The 24,186-nt window shown below is 46.0% G+C and carries 16 protein-coding genes and 1 other RNA gene; 12 read left to right on the forward strand and 5 right to left on the reverse strand.

Features of this window, described 5'->3' with window-relative positions:
• Nucleotides 1-8: 8 nt before the first annotated feature.
• The 5 genes from rnr (at nucleotide 9) to GC096_RS05960 (ending at nucleotide 9,851) form a co-directional block, all read left to right on the forward strand.
• On the forward strand, nucleotides 9-3,212 hold the full coding sequence (rnr, locus tag GC096_RS05940) for a ribonuclease R (protein WP_171629335.1): 3,204 nt from the start codon (nucleotides 9-11) through the stop codon (nucleotides 3,210-3,212).
• 97 nt (nucleotides 3,213-3,309) lie between these two features.
• Nucleotides 3,310-3,792: an SsrA-binding protein SmpB gene (smpB, locus tag GC096_RS05945; protein ID WP_028555549.1), complete on the forward strand. Its 483-nt coding sequence runs from the start codon at nucleotides 3,310-3,312 to the stop codon at nucleotides 3,790-3,792.
• A 165-nt stretch (nucleotides 3,793-3,957) separates the two neighbouring features.
• Nucleotides 3,958-4,322: a transfer-messenger RNA gene (ssrA, locus tag GC096_RS05950) on the forward strand.
• 579 nt (nucleotides 4,323-4,901) lie between these two features.
• Nucleotides 4,902-8,933: an S-layer homology domain-containing protein gene (locus GC096_RS05955; RefSeq protein WP_171629336.1), complete on the forward strand. Its 4,032-nt coding sequence runs from the start codon at nucleotides 4,902-4,904 to the stop codon at nucleotides 8,931-8,933.
• A 444-nt stretch (nucleotides 8,934-9,377) separates the two neighbouring features.
• Nucleotides 9,378-9,851, forward strand: a complete 474-nt coding sequence (locus tag GC096_RS05960) for an ABC transporter substrate-binding protein (protein ID WP_171629337.1) — start codon at nucleotides 9,378-9,380, stop codon at nucleotides 9,849-9,851.
• A 123-nt stretch (nucleotides 9,852-9,974) separates the two neighbouring features.
• Here the strand turns inward: GC096_RS05960 and GC096_RS05965 are convergent, their stop codons facing one another.
• From GC096_RS05965 to GC096_RS05980, 4 genes are read right to left on the reverse strand one after another with little or no spacing between them, the layout of a single operon-like run.
• Nucleotides 9,975-11,033 carry a sulfate/molybdate ABC transporter ATP-binding protein gene (locus tag GC096_RS05965; RefSeq protein ID WP_171629368.1) on the reverse strand — a complete coding sequence of 353 codons (1,059 nt, stop codon included), beginning with the start codon at nucleotides 11,031-11,033 and terminating at the stop codon, nucleotides 9,975-9,977.
• 14 nt (nucleotides 11,034-11,047) lie between these two features.
• Nucleotides 11,048-11,917 (reverse strand): sulfate ABC transporter permease subunit CysW, encoded by an 870-nt coding sequence (gene cysW / locus GC096_RS05970; protein WP_171629338.1) that lies wholly within the window; start codon nucleotides 11,915-11,917, stop codon nucleotides 11,048-11,050.
• 33 nt (nucleotides 11,918-11,950) lie between these two features.
• Nucleotides 11,951-12,787 (reverse strand): sulfate ABC transporter permease subunit CysT, encoded by an 837-nt coding sequence (gene cysT / locus GC096_RS05975; protein WP_171629339.1) that lies wholly within the window; start codon nucleotides 12,785-12,787, stop codon nucleotides 11,951-11,953.
• 17 nt (nucleotides 12,788-12,804) lie between these two features.
• Nucleotides 12,805-13,920, reverse strand: coding sequence for a sulfate ABC transporter substrate-binding protein (locus GC096_RS05980; protein WP_171629340.1), 1,116 nt, complete (start codon nucleotides 13,918-13,920; stop codon nucleotides 12,805-12,807).
• Nucleotides 13,921-14,196: 276 nt separating this feature from the next.
• On the opposite strand from GC096_RS05980, the gene GC096_RS05985 reads away from it, so the two are divergent.
• The 3 genes from GC096_RS05985 to GC096_RS05995 all read left to right on the forward strand — a co-directional run bounded on the left by GC096_RS05985 (nucleotide 14,197) and on the right by GC096_RS05995 (nucleotide 17,683).
• On the forward strand, nucleotides 14,197-15,015 hold the full coding sequence (locus GC096_RS05985; protein WP_171629341.1) for a putative bifunctional diguanylate cyclase/phosphodiesterase: 819 nt from the start codon (nucleotides 14,197-14,199) through the stop codon (nucleotides 15,013-15,015).
• A gap of 34 nt (nucleotides 15,016-15,049) precedes the next feature.
• The gene (locus tag GC096_RS05990) at nucleotides 15,050-17,191 is read left to right on the forward strand and encodes a methyl-accepting chemotaxis protein (RefSeq protein ID WP_171629342.1); all 2,142 of its coding nucleotides are present in this window, start codon (nucleotides 15,050-15,052) and stop codon (nucleotides 17,189-17,191) included.
• Between the two features lie 120 nt (nucleotides 17,192-17,311).
• Nucleotides 17,312-17,683, forward strand: coding sequence for a GNAT family N-acetyltransferase (locus GC096_RS05995; RefSeq protein WP_171629343.1), 372 nt, complete (start codon nucleotides 17,312-17,314; stop codon nucleotides 17,681-17,683).
• Between the two features lie 411 nt (nucleotides 17,684-18,094).
• Here the strand turns inward: GC096_RS05995 and GC096_RS06000 are convergent, their stop codons facing one another.
• Nucleotides 18,095-18,655 carry a general stress protein gene (locus GC096_RS06000; RefSeq protein ID WP_171629344.1) on the reverse strand — a complete coding sequence of 187 codons (561 nt, stop codon included), beginning with the start codon at nucleotides 18,653-18,655 and terminating at the stop codon, nucleotides 18,095-18,097.
• Between the two features lie 244 nt (nucleotides 18,656-18,899).
• On the opposite strand from GC096_RS06000, the gene GC096_RS06005 reads away from it, so the two are divergent.
• The 4 genes from GC096_RS06005 to GC096_RS06020 all read left to right on the forward strand — a co-directional run bounded on the left by GC096_RS06005 (nucleotide 18,900) and on the right by GC096_RS06020 (nucleotide 23,962).
• Nucleotides 18,900-21,398, forward strand: coding sequence for an ankyrin repeat domain-containing protein (locus tag GC096_RS06005; RefSeq protein ID WP_171629345.1), 2,499 nt, complete (start codon nucleotides 18,900-18,902; stop codon nucleotides 21,396-21,398).
• Nucleotides 21,399-21,495: 97 nt separating this feature from the next.
• Nucleotides 21,496-22,071, forward strand: coding sequence for a TerD family protein (locus GC096_RS06010; protein WP_171629346.1), 576 nt, complete (start codon nucleotides 21,496-21,498; stop codon nucleotides 22,069-22,071).
• Between the two features lie 79 nt (nucleotides 22,072-22,150).
• Entirely contained in the window at nucleotides 22,151-23,383 is a 1,233-nt protein-coding gene (locus GC096_RS06015) for a TerD family protein (protein WP_171629347.1), read from the forward strand.
• Nucleotides 23,384-23,416: 33 nt separating this feature from the next.
• A complete protein-coding gene (locus GC096_RS06020) occupies nucleotides 23,417-23,962 on the forward strand; it encodes a hypothetical protein (protein ID WP_171629348.1) in 546 nt (181 codons plus the stop codon).
• Nucleotides 23,963-24,186 lie beyond the last annotated feature (224 nt).

The following is a 24,186-nucleotide window of genomic DNA, read 5'->3' on the forward strand; positions in this document are numbered from 1 at the left end:
GAGTGTACATGATAAAAGAGAATGAAATCATAAGTTTGATGCAAGAAGAGGCTTATAAGCCTATGTCCTATAAAGAGCTTGAGAAGCATTTCGGAATTGGCAGCGCGAATGAGTTTAAGGATTTTATTAAAATGCTCAATCAATTAGAAGAAAGCGGCCATATCGTAAGGAGCCCCAATGATCGTTATGGCGTTCCTGAACGGATGAATTTGGTGCGAGGCAAGCTGCAAGCCCATGCGAAGGGTTTTGCCTTCTTAATTCCTGAGGATCGTGAGCACCCGGACGTCTACATTAATGCACACGACCTGAATACCGCGATGAACGGTGATATTGTATTCGTGAAAGTTACAGCGCGCAGCCAAGGCGGCGGCCGTCTAGAAGGCGAAGTTGTACGTGTGATTACGCGGGCGAACTCGCAAATCGTTGGTGTTTTTCAAAGCCAAGATACGTATGCCTTCGTCATTGCAGATGATAAACGGGTGACAAGAGATATTTTCATCCCGCAGCATGCTTTTATGGGAGCAGTCTCTGGACAGAAGGTCGTCGTGAAAATTGTGAACTATCCAGAAGGCCGTTCCGCGGCTGAAGGTGAAGTCATTGAGATTCTGGGTCATAAGGATGATCCAGGTGTCGATATTTTGGCGATCATACGCAAACATCAATTGCCTGAGGCGTTCCAACCAGAAGTTCTGGCGGAAGCAGAAGCGGCACCAGATTCGATTACAGAAGAAGAAATCATCGGGCAAGGCCGTCGTGATCTTCGCGCGAAAACCATTGTAACCATTGACGGTGAAGATGCCAAGGATTTGGATGATGCTGTGAATGTGGAGCTTTTGGACAATGGGAACGTTCGGCTTGGCGTGCATATTGCGGATGTGAGTTACTATGTGCGGGAAGGTACGGCACTTGATATTGAGGCTTACAATCGCGGATGCTCCGTGTATTTGACCGATCGTGTGATTCCGATGCTGCCGCACCGTTTATCGAATGGGATTTGTTCGTTGAACCCGCAAGTAGACCGGTTGACCATGTCGTGTGAAATGGAATTTGACGCGGATTTGAAGGTCGTTAATCATGAGATTTTCACCAGTGTCATCAAAACAAAAGAACGAATGACCTATACGAATGTACGCAAGCTGCTGACAGGTGAGGCAGAGCCAGAAATCGTGGAGAAATATGCGTATTTAATGGAAGACTTCAAACGGATGGAAGAACTAGCAGCTAGATTGCGTTCCAGACGGATGAAGCGCGGCGCGATTGATTTCGATTTTGAAGAGTCTAAGATCCTCGTAGATGCTGATGGTAAGCCAACTGATATTGTCAAAAGAGAGCGCTCTGTCGCTGAAATGATGATCGAGGAGTTCATGCTAGCCGCGAATGAGACGGTTGCTGAGCATTTCTCATGGTTGAAAGTGCCGTTCTTATATCGCGTGCATGAGGATCCGGATTCCGAGAAATTGATGAACTTCATGGAGTTCGTGACGACCTTCGGCTATGCGATGCGTGGCGGTAAGGGCGGGGCGATTCATGCTCGTTCCTTGCAGGCATTATTAGAAGATATCAAAGGATCACCGGAAGAGACTGTGATTAGTAAAGTGATGCTGCGCTCGATGAAGCAGGCTAAGTATGATGCACAAAGTTTGGGGCATTTTGGCCTAGCGGCGGAGTTTTACTCCCATTTCACATCACCGATTCGTCGTTACCCGGATTTAGTAATCCATCGTGTTATTCGTGAAGTGTTGGAGAACGGTGGCACCCTTCCAGATAAACGCCATGATTATTTAGCTTCGCGTATGAACGATATTGCCCAGCAGTCCTCCGAGCGTGAGCGCGTTGCTGTGGATGCAGAACGTGATACAGAAGCCTTGAAGAAAGCACAGTACATGATGGATAAAGTCGGTGAAGAGTTCGAGGGTATTATCTCGAGCGTGACGGGCTTCGGTATGTTCATCGAGTTAGACAACACAGTTGAAGGATTAATTCGTCTGAGTGATTTGACTGACGATTACTACAATCATCATGAGAAGCAACATGCTCTAATTGGTGAGCGTACCTCCAAAATCTATCGACTTGGCGACAGCATTAAGGTGCGCGTTGCGCGAGTGAGTATGGAAGATCATACGATTGATTTTGAATTGTTGGATATGAAACCTCGCAAAGAGGGTGCATTTAACCGCGGCGGCGGTGGTGGAGGCAAGTTCAAAGGTGCAGGCGGATTTAAAGGTTTCCGTGGTAAGTCGGATAACGGCAGATCTGGTCGGCCAGAAAAGGGCAAGAGTGGATCGAACGGAAGACCTGAGAAGGGCAAAGGCGGATACAAAGGCAAAGGTGGCTTTGCCAAGGCGCAACCTGTGGTTGGGCAAGGTGGGACTGCGAATCAGGGTGATGCTTCTGGGAACCAAACAACCGGGAATTCAGGGACACGCGGAGATGCTGGGACAGGTCAAGGGAAGAAGCGTGGGCGTGCCGATAATGGTGCTGCTCGTCGGATCGAGATGGCTGCTCGCGGGGCTGCCGAAGGCACTGTTGGTACAGAGGGCGCGGCAGGAACTGATAAAGGTCGTAGAAGATCTAGGGGTAAAGGCGGTCAAGGTCAGGGCCAATGGCAAGGAAATGGTCAAGGACAAGAGCAAGGTGCAGGTCAAGGTCAAGGCCGCGGTAGACGAGGTCAAGGACAAGGCGAAGGACAACAAGGCGAAGGTCAAGGACAGGGACAAGGCGAAGGTCAAGGTCAAGATCAAGGTCAAGGTCAAGGGAGAAGAGGACAAAGACAAGGACAAGGTCAAAGAAGAGCTGAGGGCTTTGCTGGAAGTGGAGATGGCAAAGCAGAACACATTGCTGGTATTGGCGTGGGAGAAGGCGGAGGTGGAGCCTTCCAAGGCAATGCAGCAGGCCAAGGGAAATCGCGCCGCGGCAAGGGCGGTAGTAAGCCTTGGAGCGACAAGCGCGAAAAAGGCGGTAAGATTGGCGAAGGTGGCAGCTTGCGCCAGCGGTTGCAGTCAGTCGGCGCCGGGCGGACTGACAGCGGGGTTGGCCAAGGCGGCGAGCGTGGCCGTGGGGTTTCGCTTGGGGGCGAAGCCCAAGCGGGCGGTGGCGGCGGCGCTGCTGCGGAGCGCAGCGGCATGGATTGGGCGAGCGGCGTGAACGCGCTCGCCAAGGGCGGTCGTCGCCGGAGCGACGACGGCGATGGTAGCAAGAAGCGGCGGAGATAGTCGCCGGTTCTTGCTTTTCGGGCTTGATCTTGCTACAATAGGTTGCACATTGTAGCAAGATTTACCTGCATTTTAGCGTGCGGGAGGAGGATCTCACGTGGCAACTAAAAAGGCTGATGGCAAACTACTCGCTCAGAATAAAAAGGCTTCACACGATTATTTCATTGAAGATACGTATGAATGCGGTCTTGTCCTGACCGGCACGGAGATCAAATCCTTACGGGCAGGTAAAGCCAACATTGGCGACAGCTTTTCGACGATTCGGAATGGCGAAGCTTTTGTACATAATATGCATATTAGTCCTTTCGAACAAGGCAATCGCAGCAATCCGGAAGATCCTACACGGACGCGGAAACTATTGTTGAAGAAAGTACAAATAGCCAAAATACTAGGCCAGGCTAAGCAAGAAGGCTACACAGTCGTTCCATTGAAAGTGTACATCCGGAATGGCTACGCGAAGCTTCTTATTGGCATTGGTAAAGGGAAGAAACAATACGACAAGCGTGAGTCTGCTGCCAAGAAAGATGCACAGCGCGATATTCAACGCGCATTGCGTGAGAAGCAGAAGATTGCCAGATAGCTTGGGTGTATTGGAAGGTAACACCTTGTCTTCCATGAACCTAGTGTTCATATTTCATCTGCTTATGGTATACTAGTAATTGTAACGAAGAGATTTCAAGTGTAACTTGGCTCTACAGCTTGTCCTTTTAACCTTCACCGTCTTTGACGGTTTCGAAGGCAATCCGGGGGTGTTCTTGGATTCGACGGGGATAGTTTGAGCGCGGGTTGCGGGTAGTGGGGCCGCGTCCACTATAAAACGCTAAAGCCTATTAAATGGCAAAACACAAAACAACTACGCTTTAGCAGCTTAATAACCTGTTAGCGTGCTTCTACTCAGCATCGCCCATGTGACTGGGATAGGGGCTCAACTATAGTGGGATACGACGTTTGGTCTCCGCCTGGGGTCGGACGTAGGAAGACAATCAGGCTGACCCAACGCATAGCCGGTTACGGGGCGATGCTCGGGTGACATCAAAACTGTGACTACACCCGTAGATGCCTGTGTGGCAATATTTTCGGACAGGGGTTCGACTCCCCTCACCTCCATACTAGTACAGAAAAAGCACCCTTTGAGGGTGCTTTTTTCTTGTGCTTGTATGGGTGAGTAGGGAGTTGAACCCCTTCTAGTGTAAATGATTGCACGAGCTGTTTATGATTTCATTAAAAGAGAGAAAAACGAACATTAAGGTGCTTAGTTATGTTGAGTATAGAACGTTAATTGGAATGAAACTTAAGGGATTCAAGCAAAATATGTAGGAACATATTTCCATTCATGGTAGAATAATTGATGAAATGAGAGGCATATCTACTAGGGGGATGTTCTATTTTACAAATAATAGGTGACAAAGACATTGAGTAATTTCGATACGTTTTTTCAAGGTTTAAAGGTTCATCAGCCGTAAGCTTGGGAGAAATCATCCCCCTTAATTTACAACGAAATACTATAGTAGATATATTAAATGATTTTAGTGGGCAAGAAATATAGTTCCCGCTAAAAAAAGATAAGAGAGGTGTATGTTTCTTGGTCTAAAGGATTAAAACAGAGATTAGTGTATGCCAAATACAACGAAAATTAAAAAATATACAAAATGTAAGTATTTTGCTAATCCAAACTTCTGAGGTGACGAGATGGTAAAGAAATATAAACTGGCGAATCGAATCATGGCAATAATTTGCGGATTTGCTCTAATTACACCTGGTTTACCTGCATATCTGGAACATACTGCACAAGCAGAGATACCTTCTAGTACCTTGAACTTGTCCAATAAAATCACAGATTGGGTGATTGATAACGATAGAGGAAACATATATGCAATATCCAAAGAAAGCAATAAACTTTTCGTCATCGATAAAGACCAAATGACCCTGGAAACTACACTTTCCACAGGAAGTCAACCTAATGATATAGAACTTGCTGGGAATGAACTGTACATAGCGTTATCCGGGGAATACGCAATTCAGAAGATGCAACTTAACGATCTGACGAAAGAAGAGAAGATAACAACTCTTAAGCAGCCATATCTACTTACAAGTGACCGCGAACGGATTGTGTATACCCCCTACGTGACCCAAGGGGTGAAAGAAATCTACTCGATAAACAGAGATACCAATATAGAGACGGTTTTACAGAGTCCAGAAAACCTTCAATTGTTCTGGGCTAAAAATATAGCTCTTCATACCGAAAAGGGGATACTGTACGGCCCAAACTTCGCTCTGGATATTAATACGCTTCAATTGAAGGCAAACAATATCATTGTCGGGGAACGGATTGTTGCTGATGGAGAAGATGTGTTTGTAGGAAACCGGAAGCTAAGTGCAGATCGTCCCGACGTAATTATTGGGACATATGAAGTAAATATGTATACCGATCCCGATCAAGATATTATAACAGTCAATAATCGTTATGTTGCGACGAATCATTCCGTGTATGACAGGAATACATATAGCCGAGTCGATGTGTTTTCGTCCTTAACTGATCTTGTTTTACTAGATAATGTTGGTCATGTTTACTATATTCCTAGATATACAAATCAGTTAGTAAAGCAAACTATTGCTACAAATGATCCAGTGCAGCCAGTTAAGGAAGGTAACTCTATTATATTAAATAGCAAGGTGCTGGATTGGGTTGCTACAGATGCTTTTATCTACGCGATTACCGCAGACAATAATCTATATACAATACGTAAGGAGGATATGTCGGTAGTCGATCAAAAATTTGTTGGATCAAGCCCAACGGACATCGAACTTTATGAGGATAAATTATATGTCGCATTAAGTGGAAGTAGCACTATCGGGGTAGTGGATATCGTCTATGGAAATTTAATTTCACATATAGCAATTCCAACTACGGCTAGAAAAGTGTTAGTGAAAGGCGATCAATTAGTCTATGCTTCACCTCTTACTGTTGTAGATATGGTTTACGGAAATAGTTATCAACCTAAAGCTACTAGCCAACCCAATGAGGTGGAAAGTCCTATTACAGGTGATGCTATGTTACTTGACCCAGTGAATAATCGATTATATGTTACCGAATATGATGGGAATCATCTTTATGTACTTGATGCCGCAACGTATGAGAAAGTGGATTTTGTTTTGCAATTAGGAAACTTACCTTTTAGTAGTACTGCCATGGTCTTGGACGGTACAGAACTGTATTACGCTGGTGTGAAGCGAGATGTTAGCAATCTTCAAGCTGTACAAGCAACCTTCTCAGAGGACATTATTTATGTCGATTCTCCGTATGCATTCGCGCGATATAGTGTTTATGATAGCAATACGGGCAAGGTACTGTTTAATTTGCCATTTGCCATTAATGAAGTAAATGTGGAGGAAGATGGTACACTATATGTATCAGAATTTAACCCTTACGAAATGGTAGATCATTTACAAAGAAACATTATTCATAAGTTTACATCTATTGATGAGTTTAAAAAATATGCGGAACATTCAACCAGGGCGTTAGATGCCATGTTTGTGGACACATCGGTGGTCTCGGGAAAAATTTCAGGGAAGTTGTACATTCTTCCTCCTCCCGTAGTAGCTACTGCCTTACAAGAATATCGGGTATTTTTCAACAATGAAGCTGGGATGCCAGTAGGAGATAATATTGCTGGCTACTGTGGAAATCGAGATAGTGCTGGAGTTATATCATGTGATATTCAAGGGGAAGTTCCTGAACAGGCAGTATATTTGGGTATCTATGCAGTGAATCGGGGGACTAACAAACCATATAATCCAATTCAAATTATACTATGGGATACGCCTAAATACTTGCCACGGGAGCTCAAGTTTATTGATGAAGATCCGCAAAGCGATAAAGTAGCGGGTAAGATCACGTTCCTTCCTCCAGAAAAAGAATTGAGCGCCTATGAATACCATTTTCACTTCGTCAGCGAGGACGATAAATTAGGAGATTCCTTGGGAAGCGTTAAAGCGGGTTCAAGCAGTTATGCCTTCACAGTTCCTAAGAATACAACGATACCTGCAGGTGCGATTGGGATAACTATTACAGTAAGCTTAAATGGAGAAGAAGCACCATATGTAGCCTTTACCCCGTTACAAGACCGTACTTCCGTTAAATTGAACGCGAACAATATAAGCGTTAACAATCGTCCTGCGGGGCAACAGGATACAGTGGTAGTGAATGGGTTGCAATTGGGAGACCGTATTTTCGTTTATAATGCTTACGGACAACCGATCGGAGAAGGTCTAGTGGAAGCCGGCTCATCAATAACTATTAACGTTCATGAGCTCGGAAACTCAGAAGGGTATGTCTATGTAACCGTCCAACGTCGAGATATGATGGACAGTGATCCAACTAAGGTGAATCATTCCGCTCCGTCCTCAGGCAATTCTGGAGGATTCATTGGCGGAGGAGGCGGCGGCATGTTTTTAATGCCACTTGTAGCGCCAGAGCCTGAACTTGTGGAGGATACCGTCAAGATTACATTAAATTCATCCCAAATTATCAAGGAGAAGGGGGATGACGGGAAAGAAGTCACGAAAGCGATAATTAATGAAGAAATGATTGAGAAGTCACTGAAGTTAATTGAAAAGGAAAAGTTTACGAATGAATCGAAACTACTCATTAATATTCCTGAGAATGTCGAAAATCTGCAAGTCGAAATCGCAGCTTCTTCAATAATTAAGGCCAGGCAGAACAATGAAGATATGGTCATTATTGTGCAACTGTCAAACTCAAGTTACTCGTTGCCGTTAAAAATTATTGACCCAAAACATCTTGAAGAGAATCTACAGTCCCGAATCGAAGATATCGGGCTACAGATCAGAATGAGAAAAGTAGATGAGAATTCAATTATAACGAATGCCGAAACCACGGGTATGAAATTAATTTCCGATCTGATTGATTTTAATGTAGTTGCAAAGGCTGGTGACAAAGAAGTAATTATCAACGACTTTGGAAACACCTATGTTAAAAGAAGCATTACGGTTAATCGAGTACTCAACTCCAACGAAACGGCAGCCGTTTATTATGACTTGGCTTCAAGAACCTTTTCTTTTGTACCGGCGATTTTAAGTGCGAAGGACGGGAAAACGGAAGTGACTATGAAACGAAACGGCAATAGTATATATGCTATAGTGGAGTCTAAGAAGAATTTCGTAGATGTTAGAGATCACTGGGCCCAGAGAGAAATTGAATTATTAGCATCGAAGTTTATTATTACTGGGACGACTCCAACGACATTCGCTCCTGAAGATGCAGTAACTCGTGCTCAATTTGCTGCTCTCATCGTTAGAGCGTTAGGACTGGTGACGGCACAAGCACTAACCAATTTTTCAGACGTTCATGATACTGATTGGTATGCAAACGTAATAGCAACTGCTGCGAAATTCAATTTGATTGAAGGTTTTGAAGATGGAACGTTCCGACCAAATGAATCTGTAACGGGAGAACAATCAACAGTCATACTACATAGGGCACTTGCAATAATAGATAATGAGAGATCTTCAGCAGAGAATGTTTTGTCGGAACTAGAGAATGTGAGCGATTGGGCGAAAGCCTCTGTGGAGGCATTGATGAACGCAAAGATAATTATGGGCCAGGAGGACGCTGCGTACTCTGGAAGGAAATCCTTGAATCGTGCCCAAACAGCAGTAATCCTTGAACGAATGTTAAGGTACGCAAAATTTATTAATTAACAAACTGGTGACTAGATTCACAGATGATGAGAAGATTAAGACAGGTTCAAGTGGAGATACTATTCTATATAAGTACTAATTACATGTATCAGTACATTCTTCCAATATTCGAACAAGTTTCATAGATTCAACTTCAGGAGACACCCGTCGGGTGTCTTTTTCTTATATAGGTACAAGAAACCACCCGCCCTCATCCCGCCACAAAACCAACATTGAGCAACCCCCCACTTCTAGTTTACAATAAGGAAAACGCTCGACTAGAGGGGGACTGTATGGAGAATCAATACGATGCGTTAGCCGCCTTTTTCCTGCAGGTGCCTATAGATATACATGGTGTGTATCAATCCCTTCTTCAGGAAGGTATACATCAAGGACATAAGGCGCAGCTCACGACGAAAAGCGGGATTCTTATCGCGCTAAGGGGTGAAGCTGATTTTATCATCGATGACGAAGTTCGGCGAAATGCTTGGCCAAGAGGATGCTGCGAAGAAAGCGATCGACAAGTTCACGGCCACGTTCACGCAAGCGAAGGACCAGCTGAAAGGCGTGGAAGGAACGGTTGCCTACGCTCAGGTTAGAGAGAAAACGATGTGGCTGCAAGGCACCAAATATGCTGGTCATTATTATGAGCCGCTGGGTCTAAAGCCTCCGGAACAGGCGAATGGGGATGGCGCAGAACTTAGCCTTGAAGGCATAACCAAGATCAATCCAGATTATATTTTCCTAGGATACTTTAATTACACGGATAAATCCCTGCCTGCTCTTGCAGATGAATGGGAGAAAACGGACGTGTGGAAATCACTTAAAGCGGTGAAGGCAAATCATGTGTACAAGATCAATGGTGCGGTCGCTTTCGGATACGGTCCGATCAGTAGAACGTATGGCGTTAATGCCATTGTGAGTGCGCTGAAAAAGTAGTCTGGGCACATAGCGTAGCTTTGCTCATAAATACTTAATGTGCTAGGCGTAACGATCAGGAATTTAATACTTCCTCACTTCCATAACAAAAACCACAACCGTAAAGGCTGTGGTTTTTGCTTCTCAAATATGTACTGGAATCGGATCTTGCTTAAGCCCATTCTCGATGATTGACGTCTTAATGCCATCGAATACGTAAACGCGATGGATGAGCAAGTGAACGCTAGCACCTGGATGCAGCGCTGGCTTCTCTAACGATCGGTAAGCGATCAGCTTGAACGCCCCGACTTCCACTTCCACCTGCCAGCTCGTTCCGCGAAAGAAAAGATTCCGCACGATGCCTTCTTGGGATGCGGAGGGGTGACTCAGCTCACTCTTATCTCCGACCTCGACGAATTCTGGGCGGATCACGGCCTTGCTGCCGCTAGTCAACTGCTCAAAGCCCCATAGTTGATGGGCATCCGAGATCTCGCTGGATTCACCAATAAAGCCCGCCACGAAAGGTGTTTGTGGGTTCTTATAAATATCGATAGGCGTGCCCTTTTGCTCTAGACGGCCTTGTGAGATGATCATGATTTCGTCAGCCACCTCGACGGCTTCCTCCTGATCGTGCGTGACGAATATCGTCGTGATGCCGACTTTATTAATGGTTTCACGCAACCAGGTGCGCAGTTCCTTGCGCACCTTTGCGTCAATGGCAGCGAAAGGCTCATCGAGCAGCAGCAACCCTGGGTTGGGTGCCAATGCCCGAGCGAATGCTACACGCTGTCGCTGGCCGCCGGAAAGCTGATGGGGGAGCCTTTTTTCCAGCCCCGTCAGTCCAGTCAATGTAATGAGCTCGTGAACGCGGGCCTGAATGTCCACTTTCTTTTTCTTTTGCACGTTCAGCCCGAAGGCGATGTTATCGAACACGCTCATGTGTCGAAATAGCGCATAGTTCTGAAAAACAAAGCCCAGGTTCCGCGCTTGCGGCGCCAGGTCGTTAACCAGCTGCCCGTCGAACAAAATATGTCCGCTAGTCGGCTCTTCCAGACCGGCAAGCATGCGAAGAATGGTCGTTTTGCCGCCCCCGCTCGGCCCCAAGAAGCCAATCAATTGCCCCTGCTGCACGCTAAACGAAACATCATCGGCAGCTAGGAAGCCGCCGAATTGTTTAGAAAGCTGTCTAACCTCGATCTGCATAATGCCTTCCTCCGTTATGTCTCCGATTGTTCCTGCTTCCACTCAAGGAAACGTTTAACCAGCAGTGTGACCAACGCAAGTCCGACCAACAAGGTTGAAAAAGCGAACGCCGACGCATATTTGTATTCCTGATACAAAATCTGAATGTGCAATGGAATCGTATTGGTTTCCCCGCGAATATGCCCGGAAACGACCGATACCGCACCAAATTCACCCATGGCCCGTGCATTGCACAGGATGATTCCATACAGCAATCCCCATTTGATATTGGGCAGCGTAACTTTCAGGAAGATGTACCAGCCCTTTGCGCCCAGCGTCGTCGCTGCTTCTTCCTCCTGCACCCCCTGTGCTTGCATGACGGGGATCAACTCCCTCGCAACGAACGGGAAGGTGACAAAGGTAGTAGCCAAAACGATGCCCGGCAGCGCAAAAATAACCTGGATATCATGCGCGTTTAACCACGGCCCGAGCCAGCCTTTGGCTCCGAATAGCAGCACAAAAACAAGGCCCGCAATAACGGGTGAAATCGCGAAGGGCAAATCGATCAGTGTGATCAGCACGTTCTTGCCCTTGAATTTGAATTTAGCGATGGCCCATGCGGCGCTCACACCAAAAATAATGTTCATCGGCACGGCAAACGCTGCCGTTTTGAGTGTTAGGATAATGGCATGTCTCGCTGCTTCATCATCGAAGGCGGAGAGGTAGACCTCGAGTCCTTTTTTAAATGCCTGCACAAAAACAGTAATTAACGGAAGCACCAGCAGCAGAGTCAAGTACAGAAGTGCTATGCCAATTAGCGTCCACTTCACCCAAGGTGCTTCGGTTACATGCTTCGGACGGGCGGTACGACTTTCTGCATGGATATTCGTTGCAATTCCCGCCATGTTGCGGTTTCCCCCTTTCACTTAGGGCCCCAATCAGTTCGAGATGACTTTGCGGTTTGCGAACCACTGCACGAAGTTAATGAGCAGCAGCAACACGAACGAAACGACCAGCATAACAACGGCAATGGCCGTAGCGCCAGTGTAATCGTATTGTTCGAGCTTCGTCATGATGAGCAGCGGCGTAATCTCGGTGAACATCGGGATGTTACCGGCGATGAAAACGACGGAGCCGTATTCACCGACAGCTCGGGCAAACGCCAGAGCGAAACCGGTCAAGAGGGCCGGCAGCAGTTCCGGCAAGATTACCTTCCGGAACGTGCGAAGCCGTCCAGCTCCGAGAGTTGCCGCTGCCTCCTCCGTTTCGGCTGAGAGTTCTTCAATGACAGGCTGAACCGTCCGTACGACGAACGGTAGCCCGATAAACGTTAGTGCGATGATGATACCCAGCGGTGTGAATGCGATTTTGATGCCATACGGCTCCAAGAGTGAGCCGATCCAGCCTTTGGAGGAATACAGGCTGGTTAAAGCGATGCCCGCCACGGCTGTCGGAAGTGCGAAGGGCATATCGACTAGCGCATCCAGAATTCTTTTGCCCGGAAAACGGTATCTCACGAGTACCCAGGCTACGATGAAGCCGAAGACGGCGTTGATCAGCGCTCCTATGAGCGAGGCGCCGAATGTCAGTTTATATGAAGCAACCACCTGCGGGTCGGTGATGACTGCCCAGAAGCGATCCCACGGCATCGTCGCCGTCTTCAAGATGAGCGCGGATAATGGTATCAGCACGATGAGGCTCAAGTACAGCAGGGTAAACCCCATGGTGACGCCAAATCCGGGGAGTATGCTTTTAACTTTCCAACCTGTTTGCATAACGAGGTTAACCCCTTTTATTTAGCTGCTGGTTTGTAAATCTGATCGAAGATGCCTCCATCATTGAAATGAGCGGTTTGTACTTTTGCCCAACCGCCGTATGGGGCGTCATTAATCGTCACGAGTTTAAGTTTGGGAAATTTGGACTCGTATTTCTTCGCAATCGCCTCAGAGGTCGGACGGTAGAAGTTTTCCGCGGCAATTGTTTGTCCTTCATCGCTGTACAAGTAGTCGAGATAGGCTTTGGCAACTTCCTGCGTGCCTCTGCTATCCGCAACTTTATCTACGATCGCGACTGGTGGTTCAGCAAGGATAGAGATGGACGGATAGATGATTTCATATTTGTTTGGTTCGGATTTGACGGATAACAAAGCTTCGTTTTCCCAAGCAATCAGCACATCGCCAATACCTTGCTCAACAAAAGTTATCGTTGAATCGCGTGCACCGGTGCCAAGCACCTTGACGTTCTTGTAAATATTACCGACAAACGCTTTCGTTTGCGCTTCATCATTGCCTTTGCCCAGCGAGTATGCCCAGGCTGCCACATAGTTCCAGCGCGCTCCGCCCGAAGTTTTCGGATTTGGCGTAATGACCTCAGTGCCCGGTTTCACCAAATCATCCCAGTCCTTAATGCCCTTCGGATTGCCCTTGCGAACGAGGAGAACGATCGTTGAAGTGTACGGTGCGCTGTTGAGTTTGAACTCCTGCTGCCAGCCTGGCTGGATCAGGCCTTCCTTCTCTAATGGATCGATATCTGCGGACAGGGCCAGTGTCACCACGTCGGCCTTGATACCGTCGATGACGGATCGCGCCTGCTTGCCAGAACCGCCATGAGATTGTTTGATAGTCACTTTGTTGCCGGTCTTCTCCTCATAATACTTAGTGAACGATTTGTTGTAAGCTTCATATAACTCCCGTGTCGGGTCATACGATACATTGAGCAGCTCGTAAGATTTGCCCCCTGCTGGTTTGGTGCTGGCTGCTGCAGTTGCTGCTGTGGTCGCTGCCGTGGCAGCTGGCTGTGTCGAAGTTTCCTTACCCCCGCACGCGACCGTACCTGCAACGAGAGCAGACAGTACAAATAATGATGATGTTCGTTTAATAAGTGGTTTCCAAGCGAATGCATTCCCCATGAATAATACCCCTCTCTTACTGCTTAAATTTTCTGGTCAAACCAATAATAATATAATTCCGATGTGTTTACTTGGTGTAATGTTGAAATCAATCTAGCATTTAAAGGAAACTTTTGTCAATAAAAAATTTCATAGGGCTGTATTTGGAGGGATAAGGGCTTATTTAGGCTGGATTACAGCAATTCCAATCATTGACATGGTAAAATATTGATGCTAAAATCCAAACCTAAGTAAACTTATCGGAAATAAATGATTTAATTTCGGTTAGAAGAGAAGGTGATTCCTATTGTCCACGTACCCATTTCAGTTTCTTCTTTAAAAAAGGATTTGGCGAGAGCCATTGTAACCGACCAATTGAGTCTCTACTATCAGCCGCAAATCGAGATGAAGCATCGGCATATTGTAGGCATTGAAGGACTTGTCCGCTGGAATCATCCGAATTATGGAATAGTACCGCCATCAACCTTTATTCCTATAGCCGAAGAGAACGGACTTATTGTACAAATTGGTTTATGGGTTATGCGAGAAGGGTGTATGGCACACCAACGCTTTGCCGCACTTGGGCTTCCGCCTCTTTCTTTTTCTATTAATATATCGCCTACGCAATTGAACTGTCCTTCTTTTCTGGAAGATTTGTACCGTATTATCCGAGAGACTGGCGTCGATCCCCGATTTCTTGAACTTGAAATCACCGAATCTATGGAGCTTGATCAAGTTGATCAAATAAGCAGGAAGCTTCGTAAGGTCCGTGAGATGGGAATTAGAACGGCCATTGACGATTTTGGCGTTGGATTAAGCAATTATCATCGACTTCGCCAATTACCTATCGATCGGTTAAAGCTGGACAGGTCGTTAATACGGAATATTCACACGGAATATAATCAGCGCTTCATCGTTTCGGCCATTATTCTCCTTGCGAATCGACTAGGCATTGATGTCATCGCCGAAGGTGTCGAACATGGCGAACAGGAAAAGGTGCTGCTGGAAGTGGGGTGCAGCCTTGCACAAGGGTTTCATTACGCGCAACCGATGACATGCTCACAATGGGAAGAATATTATGCCCAGCATCTAGGATTAAACTTGTATGCCATTTAAATTTTTGAGTATGTGAAGGAGATGGTTGAGTGCTATGGAACGATTTATTACTTTCATTCGGTGGTGGAGATCTATCGGATCACGCGGTTTGAACCCGGGGATCTTATTGTTAAATCGGTTTTCGTTCTTGGGTAAGTTTGCGTTGATCGGGATTGTGGTGCTCGTGCCATTGCTCGTGTTGATGGGGCGATCTGTTATTGATTCGCGCGCCTCGCTGTCTGCTGTTCACAAGCAGATTGGTGGTTTGGAGGCTGTCCGTACAGTAGGCAATCTATTACGTGCGCTGGAGATGCATCGGACATTGCAGGAGAGTGCTCGTACGAATCCGTCGGACGTCGAGCGTTGGAAAGCCGCAGAAGCCAAAGCCGACATTGCAATTGAAACGCTTGGATTCTACGTGGCGAAGGAAGGTGAGGATCAATCCCTGCAAGAGACGTGGGGCGACTTCGTCAGCCGCTGGGGCCAATTGAAAGTGAAAGGACTTGAGCTTAAACGTATTGAAAGCTTTGACGCACACTCGGTATTAACCAATCGGTTATCAAGACTAATCGATCGGTTGGGAATGTCGTCGGGCCTTCTATTGGACTCTCAACCAGAATTATTTCAAATCAAGGAGGAGACCATTCGGCAATTTCCCAAACTCTTACTTCACTTCGATAGCTTCCAGCTCGATACGCTGATGGCAGTTACGCTATCAACATTTGGCGTGAATGATAAGAATAAAATTGCTGCGGGAGCGGAAGCGGTTCAAACGGAATGGGCGGCGATTTATCAAGCTTCTTCGGACACTTCTCAAGCAGCCGCCGATCACGGTGTGAAAGCTGGAGACGAGAAAACGCAGGAAGCTGTTACACGGATGTTAGATGACGTTCAGTCCAAAGTTATTATGCCGCTCAAAGTTTCATTGCAGGTACAAGAGGTGCAAAAGTTGTCGAGTGAGGTAGCAGATCGCTTCAATGAGCAATGGAGCGGGCGAATCGATTGGATCGATCAAAGTCTGCATAAGCGCGCTGTCAGCGAGAACAAGATGACTATTTTGATTCAACTGATTTGTATATTTGCGGTAGTGGCATCGATTTATCTGTTTGTCGCGCTTTATCGTTCGATTACTCGTGTAGTTTTCGACATGGAGAAAGCTGCATTGCAACTTGCTGATGGCGATTTGACAGTACGTTTTCAAATCCAAACAAAGGACGAGTTTCGGGTCGTTGCGAACAGCTTTAACCATATTTGCGAATCTTTCCAAACCGTGTTGCTTGAAGTGAGTCAATCATCTAATCAGCTGGCTGCATCTTCGCAGCAGCTATTGGCAAGCGCAGAGCAGAGCTCCAAGGCCACCGAGCATATTGCGGGTATTACCGAACAGATGGCGAATGGGGCTAATCAGCAGGTGTACAAGGTAGAGGAAAGCGTTCAGACGATCCATAAAGTATCGGCAAACATTCAGCAAATTGCAGTGAGCGCACAATCTGCCCAGGTGACTACAATAACGGCCTCTGAGAAATCATCGGAAGGCGGACGAGCGATACAGACCGCAATAGGCCAGATGAGCTCCATTAGCAGCTCCGTGGACGGACTTGCGCAAGTGATTGCCCAATTTGCTGTTACTTCCAAAGAGATTAGCCAAATCACGGAAGCTATCACAGAAATATCTCAACAAACGAACCTGCTCTCTCTTAATGCAGCAATCGAAGCGGCAAGGGCAGGTGAACACGGACGCGGTTTTGCTGTCGTAGCCGATGAAGTGAAGAAACTTGCGGGACAATCCTCCAAGTCGACGGACAAAATTGCGGGTCTAATCCGTACCATTCTGGTTGAGATTGATAAGGTTCAGGCGTCTATGCAATCGGCCATTAATGAAGTTGTTCTGGGCATTGAAGTCGTTCATACGGCAGGAAGCTTATTTTCTGAGATTGAACAATCTGTCGATGAGGTAAATAGCCATGTCCGGCAGGTTACGGCAGCTACTCAGCAAATTTCCGCAGGGACCACGCAAGTTGTTCAAGATATTGAAGGCATCGCCAGTGTCGCTCAGGCAACAGCATCCGGAACCCAGAATGTATCTACCGCCGCAGAAGAACAGCTGGCTTCTATGCAAGAAATTTCATCATCATCTTCGGGACTTACACACTTGGCAGACGAGTTGCTCGTTTTAGTAGACAAATTCAAGATGTAATCACGCGATGGCGGAATTGACGCGTAGCGCAGTTGCTTCCATGCCAATCTTTGTTTCACCGCCTCTCCTAAAGGGTAATAAGGACAAACAAGCATCATATCCTTCAGGAGGTGTTCCACTATGGAAGCAGACAACACGTTCCACGAGGCTGAGGAGGAGATTGTTCTACAAAAGCAAGGCAACGCCTTCATCCTCAGCACGCTGTCAGGTACGGTCGGTGAGATTACTTACAAGTTGGTCGATACCGATACTTGGGTAATTGATCATACCTACGTGGACCCGCGCTACCGTGGTCGTCAACTGGGCAAACAGTTGCTAGACGTGGTCGTCCACGAAGCCCGTGACAAAGGGCGCAAGATTATCCCTTCCTGCTCCTTCGCATTGGAGGAATTCAAGAAAAACTCTGCGTATGCCGATGTTTGGGATAATGATAAATCGGCGAGCGAGTTCTCCGATACGTATAGCTCAGGCAGCGCCACAATGAAGCGATAGGGATCGACACAAGCAGGCTAGCGTCCGATAGGATGCGGGCCTGCTTGTGTTTTATGGCTGCCAATTCGTGTTTAGATGTATAAACTACAGCTAATTTGCTCGAACTAGACGTACTTTCGTGATTAAATGGAAGAAGTACATTTAATTTGGGTGAAATTTGAAGAATCGAGCAAATCGAAGGAATTTAACGACAGGAAATACAGTTAATCTTTCGAATTCGAGAAATCTGCTTCAAATAGATGGAGAAAATCCAGTTATTTTGTGGGAAGCAGTTTATTGCTCATTTATTCCATATCGGTCATTAAAGAAAAAAGAGGCTGTTGCCAAAAGTCTAAAGTGACTTTTGGCAACAGCCTCTTGTAGGTCTTAGCTATGCATATGTCATGCTGTAAGCATGGCACAGCGCCGGCTTTACAAGTTATTGCGATAGCGGTTGTTGGCGCCGCCTGTATTGCTTACGTACCCGTAGTCCGGACTGTATGTATCCGCATTGAGCGACTTGTGTGCGCGAAAAATCCGATACGCCAGATTGGCGCTTTCGGCGTCGCCGTCTACGAGGACGAGCACTTTGCCTTTTTGAACATATTCGTCATAAAGCATCGCATCCTTCTCGGGGATACCAAGTCCGATCAAGCCGCCGACCAGTCCGCCTGCACCTGCCCCGACAGCTGCACCTGTTAAGGTCGCCACGATGGGACCTGCTACAAGGATGGGACCCAGTCCGGGAATCGCCAAAGCGCCGATGCTCACGAGCAGCCCCGTCACCCCGCCTAGTACGCCGCCTGTCGCCGCGCCTGTTGCCAGACCTTCTTCCGCTTTGGTCGCGGTCGCTTCTTCGATATGGTCCAGATCACCGCGGTTGCGGCCCACTACGGAGAGTTCCTCCGAGCTATATCCCTCTGCCTTCAATTGGTTGATAACGCGAATCGCTTCTTCTTCCGTGTTGAATACGCCGATAATATGTTTGCTCATGGTAATCCCTCCTGGAAAGTTGAGTGTTAGCAAGCCGCTTTAGGCGACTGTGGCATACGGTTACTTACCCCAAATCCCCTGATATCAAACAACTTTTAATAGAGTAGAGTGAAAAACTTTAGGTATTATTCCATCCCAGCGAGCCCGGATAAATGATGTTGTTCCATTTTTCAAAAGGAGTTTAAGATGAAATGTCGAAAAAAGAATAAATAACCAAAAAATTCATGTACAGGATGTGTTTAGGTTGTCACGAGAGCAATTTGAACGTCTAGTCAAAAGATTGGAAGAAGAGGCCAAGAAAGCACCGAAGTTATATCTGCTTCGCGTATTTTCTCTCGTAGGACTTGGATTCGCCTATATTATAGTGATTATGGGGCTGCTGCTTGTGTTATCGTTATTACTGCTTACCGTGCTTCTAAAAAGTCCCCTTCTACTATTTAAGTTAGGCGTTCCATTGATTGCAGTGATTTGGATGATTTTACGATCGCTTAAAGTCAAATTCCATGCCCCTGAGGGGATTGCAATGACGCAGCGAAATGCACCACTATTGATGCAAGAAGTGAAATCATTAAACAGGATAGCAAAAAGCATCAAAATCCATAACGTATTGTTGACCAATGAGTTTAATGCATCAGTTGTTCAAATTCCGCGTCTAGGCTTGTTTGGATGGCATAGGAACTACTTAATTATTGGTTTGCCTCTCATGCAGGCATTGTCCCGGGAACAGTTTCGTGCGGTTCTCGCGCATGAATTAGGGCATTTGTCGCGTGCTCATTCCAAATTTCACGGTTGGATCTACCGTGTACGAAGAACATGGAATCAGTTGATGGAGCAGTTCTCGGAAAAGAAGCAAGGATGGAGCTTTCTATTTAAAGCTTTTATTCGGTGGTATGCACCCAAATTAAATGCTTATACCTTTGTTTTAGCCAGAGAGAATGAATACGAAGCGGATCGATTTGCAGCACAATTAACAAGTCCAGCGGCTATGGCGGATGCTTTGGTACATATCTCAATTCAACATCGAAATCTAGAAAATTATTTTTGGAATTCAATGGATAAACGTGCGATTGAGGAGGAAGAACCACCTCTCGTTTATCAGGAGATGCATCGTTTTTTCCGTGAGCCACAGGATAAGGCGGACACAAGGCGATGGCTGAATGAAGTGCTTCAAATTGAAACCGGCTATGTCGATACGCATCCATCATTGAAGGATCGTTTGCGTTCGATTGGCCAGCAGGCTGAACCGCCCGTGTTAAGTGATATTTCATCGGCGGAAGCCCTCTTGGGGGATGCCTTAGATTCCCTGACGGATCAATTCAGCCAACAATGGAAAATGAATGTTCGCAAATCTTGGACAGAGCGGTTCCATTACTATCAGCAAATAAAAGAACATCTCGAGCGTGTCAAATACGATAAAAGGAAAGATATGACGCTCCATCAGGTATGGGAAATTGCACAAATGACGAATCAATTGTATGGAGAAACCGATGCTCTGCCCATCTACCAATATCTCATTGGGCGTGATCCTCAGTTTGCTCCGGCTTATGCGGAAATGGGGGCCGCCCTTCTCATTACGGATGAAGAGGAGCAGCATCCACTTGGTGTTGAAGCCTTGAGGAAAGCGATGGAATTAGACCATGCCTTCACATTCGCAAGTTGTCGGCAATTGATTGCTTATTACGCCAAGCTGGGCAAAGAAGATAAAGTGAAGGAATATGTCGCCTATGGTCAGCAGTACGCGGAACGAGTCCAACTAGCGAACGCAGAGCGAGCGCAAGTCCGACATACAGATACGTTTATCCCTCATGAGTTATCAGAGCAGTTCATCATAAGGATTAAGAAAGAGCTTCAACTGTATCCGATTATTAAAGAGGCGTATTTGGTTCGGAAGAAAGTCGAATATTTCCCTGAGAAAAATCATTACATCCTTATGCTCAAAGTTAAACGGCCCTTATTGGGGAATAAGAAGGCATTTTATAGTAGTGTTGCGCAAAAAGTCGGGGAAGATAAGATCTTGCCTGCAGATACGAACGTCATTTGTTTAAATTTACACAAGCGTTTTGCCAGAGTAGCTAGGAATACATATAAACAATATGAAAGCCGTTTATTTGGGAAACAACGAGGAAGCAGCACATTATACCCAGTGAACGCATATCAAGGCATGTTGTCCGGCATGCTTAACAAGTCCGTTCGTCAGGGTAACATGGGCAAAGTACGGCTATTGCTTGCAATTGGAGCCAATCCGAATCGTATCAAAAACAACGAAGCTCCTCTAACCATCGCAGCAAGTGAAGGAAAGATGGACATGATGCAAACCTTACTTTCGGCCAACGCACAGATTAATTTAACAAATGCCGATGGGAATACGGCCTTATTCTGGGCTGCTTATCATAACCGAATAGCGGCAGTAGAGTTCTTGCTTCAGCATGGAGCAGATACGAACATTCGATTTATATCAGGAAGGTCTGTTCTTTCGGCCGTTTGTATGCACGGGTATGACCGCATGCTCCGGATTTTGCTTGAACATGGCGCAAAGCCGATCTTTACGTGCTATGACGGTGGGGAAACCCCTTTAATGGTGGCCACTTATAATGGGCGGTACACATGCGTACAACAATTGCTGAATGTGCAAGCAGATCCGAATATTCGTGATAACAGGGGAAATACGGCGTTAAGCTATGCTCAGGAATACGGATTTAAAGAAATAGCAGGCCTGCTTAGACAATATGGCGCTGTACTTTAGGAGTCGAATCATTGCGATTTATGTAACCAAACCTATATACTAACTGTATGGGCCGATAATGCCCTGTCCATTATTTGATCTGAAAGGTGAGATAACCATGTCGATTGATTTATCCAAAGGTCAACGCATTGACCTAACCAAAACCAACCCAGGTCTTACCAAAATCATTGTAGGACTTGGCTGGGATACCAATAGATATAATGGCGGTGGAGATTTCGATCTCGATGCTTCTGCGTTTCTTCTTCATGAAGATGGCAAAGCCAAATCAGCAGCAGATTTTGTTTTTTATAACAACCTTAAGGCTTATGACGGCGCGGTTGTTCACACGGGGGACAATCGTACGGGTGAAGGTGACGGCGATGATGAGCAGATTTTGATCGATTTTGCCAAAGTCCCTGCCGCGATCTCTCGTATCGGTATTACCGTTACGATTCATGATGCACAGCAACGTTCTCAAAATTTTGGACAAGTGAGCCACGCTTTCGTAAGGGTAGTGAATGAAGCGAATCAGAATGAGATTCTTCGTTATGATTTAGGTGAAGACTTCTCCATTGAAACAGCGGTCGTCTTCTGTGAGTTCTATCGTCACGGAAGCGATTGGAAATTCCAAGCGGTAGGTAGTGGTTTCTCAGGTGGTTTGGCTGCGCTAGTTACGAACTATGGCTTGAGCTAGAGGTTGGCTTGTAAAGGGTGGTTGCCTTCTGGTTGCCACCTTTCTGTTTACATCTTTTACGAAGAAGGGTGAAGTCAACATGACCGTCGTTGCTGTAATCAAAGGACAAAAGGTGGATGTAACGAAAGTGCATGCATCGCTTTCCAATCTAACTGTTTTTATCGGTTGGCAGGCTCCCAATCACATTGAGCTCGATACTTCGGCCTTTTTACTTGCACAGAACAGTAAGGTTCGTGGTGATGAAGATCTTATCTTTTACGGAAATCCGAGCAATAGCTTTATGACATACATCGAGAAGCAGGCAAATGAAAGACAATTGAATATTGATCTGAAACGAGTGTTGACTGACGTTGAACGGATTGCTTTTACACTTACGATCTATGAAAGTGAAGCGAGGCGTCAAAATTTTAGTGCGGTCAGCAGCGTCAATCTCCGTTTCGTGAATCAAGCCTCAGGGCAAGAAATACTTCGTTATGACTTAGGCAATCAGTTCTCCGTAGAATCGGCCATTGTTATAGGAGAATTATATAGATACAACGGGGAGTGGAAGTTCAGTGCAATCGGTGCTGGATACGCTGGAGGGCTTAAAGCGCTATGTGCCAGTTATGGTGTTGTTGTAGAAAATGAGCAGCCAACGTTGAAAGCTCCAGAAATTCAGATCGCGCCCCCGGAACCGAAACCGAAACCGGAAAATGGACCACAGATTAATCTTTCCAAAATTGTATTAACGAAAAAGGGAGATAAGATCAACCTCGAGAAGAAGTCGGGCGGTCTAGGGGAAATCTTAATTAACCTGAATTGGAATCAACAACCGGCAAGCAACCGTGGCTTCTGGGGGGAATCATCTAGCGGAATCGATCTTGATTTAGCTTGTCTGTATGAACTTAAAGATGGCAGAAAAGGATTAATTCAGGCACTAGGCAATTCATTTGGATCGCTTACGCGTGAACCTTATATCGCTCTTGATGGTGATGATCGAACAGGTTCAGTTAAAACCGGAGAGAACATTCGCATTAATGGAACCAAGCTGGCCAATTTCAAGCGGATTCTGATTTTCACCTTCATTTACGAGGGTGTATCGAAATGGTCTGAGGCGGATGGCATCGTCACAATTAAGCAAAATGGCGGACCTGACATCATTGTTAATCTGGATGAGCATGATAACGATCTCCGGATGTGTGCCATCGCTATGATTCAGAATGTGAAGGATGAAACGTTAAGTATTGAGCGAATTGTTCGGCATTTTCAGGGGCATCAAGAGCTGGATAAGGCCTATAACTGGGGTTTAAGTTGGGTCAGAGCGAGCAAGTAGCGCAATTAGGTTGTCGTTGCAGGAGGTTAGGCTATGTTAGAATTCTCTTTTGAAATCATGTCAGATTCTAATATTAACATCGAATATATCTATGGCAGCGAACTGTTCAAGTTAAATCTTTTTCTGAAAAATGGTTCTTGGACCATCCACCCCTTCGACGGAATGCTCCTTCAAAATCGAGAATTATGCAAACTCGTCATCATTGACTTATTCAAAAATAAATATTTTCAAATCATGCTGGCGAAAGAGAATATTGCTTTGTCGAGTTTACGAACATCGATTGAATTGGAGCCATCGAGAGAGGCTGAGGCATCTAATCCTGCTGAGCGTAGAGGGGGCAGATGGGATGATCCGATTGATCAAACAGAAGAATTCATTGGCAATCATTCCATTGAGGAAATTATCCAAATCGAGCATGATTTACTTGAGCAAAGAGTTACCTTTTACGGAGATTTGTTGAAGAAAATGTTCATGGATAACTATGGTCCTGGAGATTATGAGTTTGATAAGGTGCAGTCCCTGGTCCGTATATTCAAGGAGTCACAAGGTAAGATGATCGAGCTTACGAATACCAAGTAGTCGATAGGGATTACTGAGCAATAGACCTCACCTGCCAACGAAGTGGCCAAGGAGGTCTATTTTTTCGTGTTTTTATTGCCTTTTCCATGCGAGATCAAGAAAAGAGAAGTGGAGTCAAAAATGTCATATATCTGCCAAATGGCTTCCTGCAAGGGATTTCATTGTTGAAAAAATGTCTAATAGACGGCGTAGCCCGTCAAGTCCTACAGTTAGTACACGGGCCA

It is taken from the genome of Paenibacillus plantarum (genome assembly GCF_013141695.1).
In the GTDB taxonomy this organism is placed as follows: Bacteria; Bacillota; Bacilli; order Paenibacillales; family NBRC-103111; genus Paenibacillus_E; species Paenibacillus_E plantarum.

Coding starts and splice junctions, on each gene's coding strand:
- rnr (WP_171629335.1), top strand. CDS start 9: ATGATAAAAGAGAATGAAATCATAAGTTTGATGCAAGAAGAGGCTTAT.
- GC096_RS05955 (WP_171629336.1), top strand. CDS start 4,902: ATGGTAAAGAAATATAAACTGGCGAATCGAATCATGGCAATAATTTGC.
- GC096_RS05960 (WP_171629337.1), top strand. CDS start 9,378: ATGACGAAGTTCGGCGAAATGCTTGGCCAAGAGGATGCTGCGAAGAAA.
- GC096_RS05965 (WP_171629368.1), bottom strand. CDS start 11,033: ATGCAGATCGAGGTTAGACAGCTTTCTAAACAATTCGGCGGCTTCCTA.
- cysW (WP_171629338.1), bottom strand. CDS start 11,917: ATGGCGGGAATTGCAACGAATATCCATGCAGAAAGTCGTACCGCCCGT.
- cysT (WP_171629339.1), bottom strand. CDS start 12,787: ATGCAAACAGGTTGGAAAGTTAAAAGCATACTCCCCGGATTTGGCGTC.
- GC096_RS05980 (WP_171629340.1), bottom strand. CDS start 13,920: ATGGGGAATGCATTCGCTTGGAAACCACTTATTAAACGAACATCATCA.
- GC096_RS05990 (WP_171629342.1), top strand. CDS start 15,050: ATGGAACGATTTATTACTTTCATTCGGTGGTGGAGATCTATCGGATCA.
- GC096_RS05995 (WP_171629343.1), top strand. CDS start 17,312: ATGGAAGCAGACAACACGTTCCACGAGGCTGAGGAGGAGATTGTTCTA.
- GC096_RS06000 (WP_171629344.1), bottom strand. CDS start 18,655: ATGAGCAAACATATTATCGGCGTATTCAACACGGAAGAAGAAGCGATT.
- GC096_RS06010 (WP_171629346.1), top strand. CDS start 21,496: ATGTCGATTGATTTATCCAAAGGTCAACGCATTGACCTAACCAAAACC.
- GC096_RS06015 (WP_171629347.1), top strand. CDS start 22,151: ATGACCGTCGTTGCTGTAATCAAAGGACAAAAGGTGGATGTAACGAAA.
- GC096_RS06020 (WP_171629348.1), top strand. CDS start 23,417: ATGTTAGAATTCTCTTTTGAAATCATGTCAGATTCTAATATTAACATC.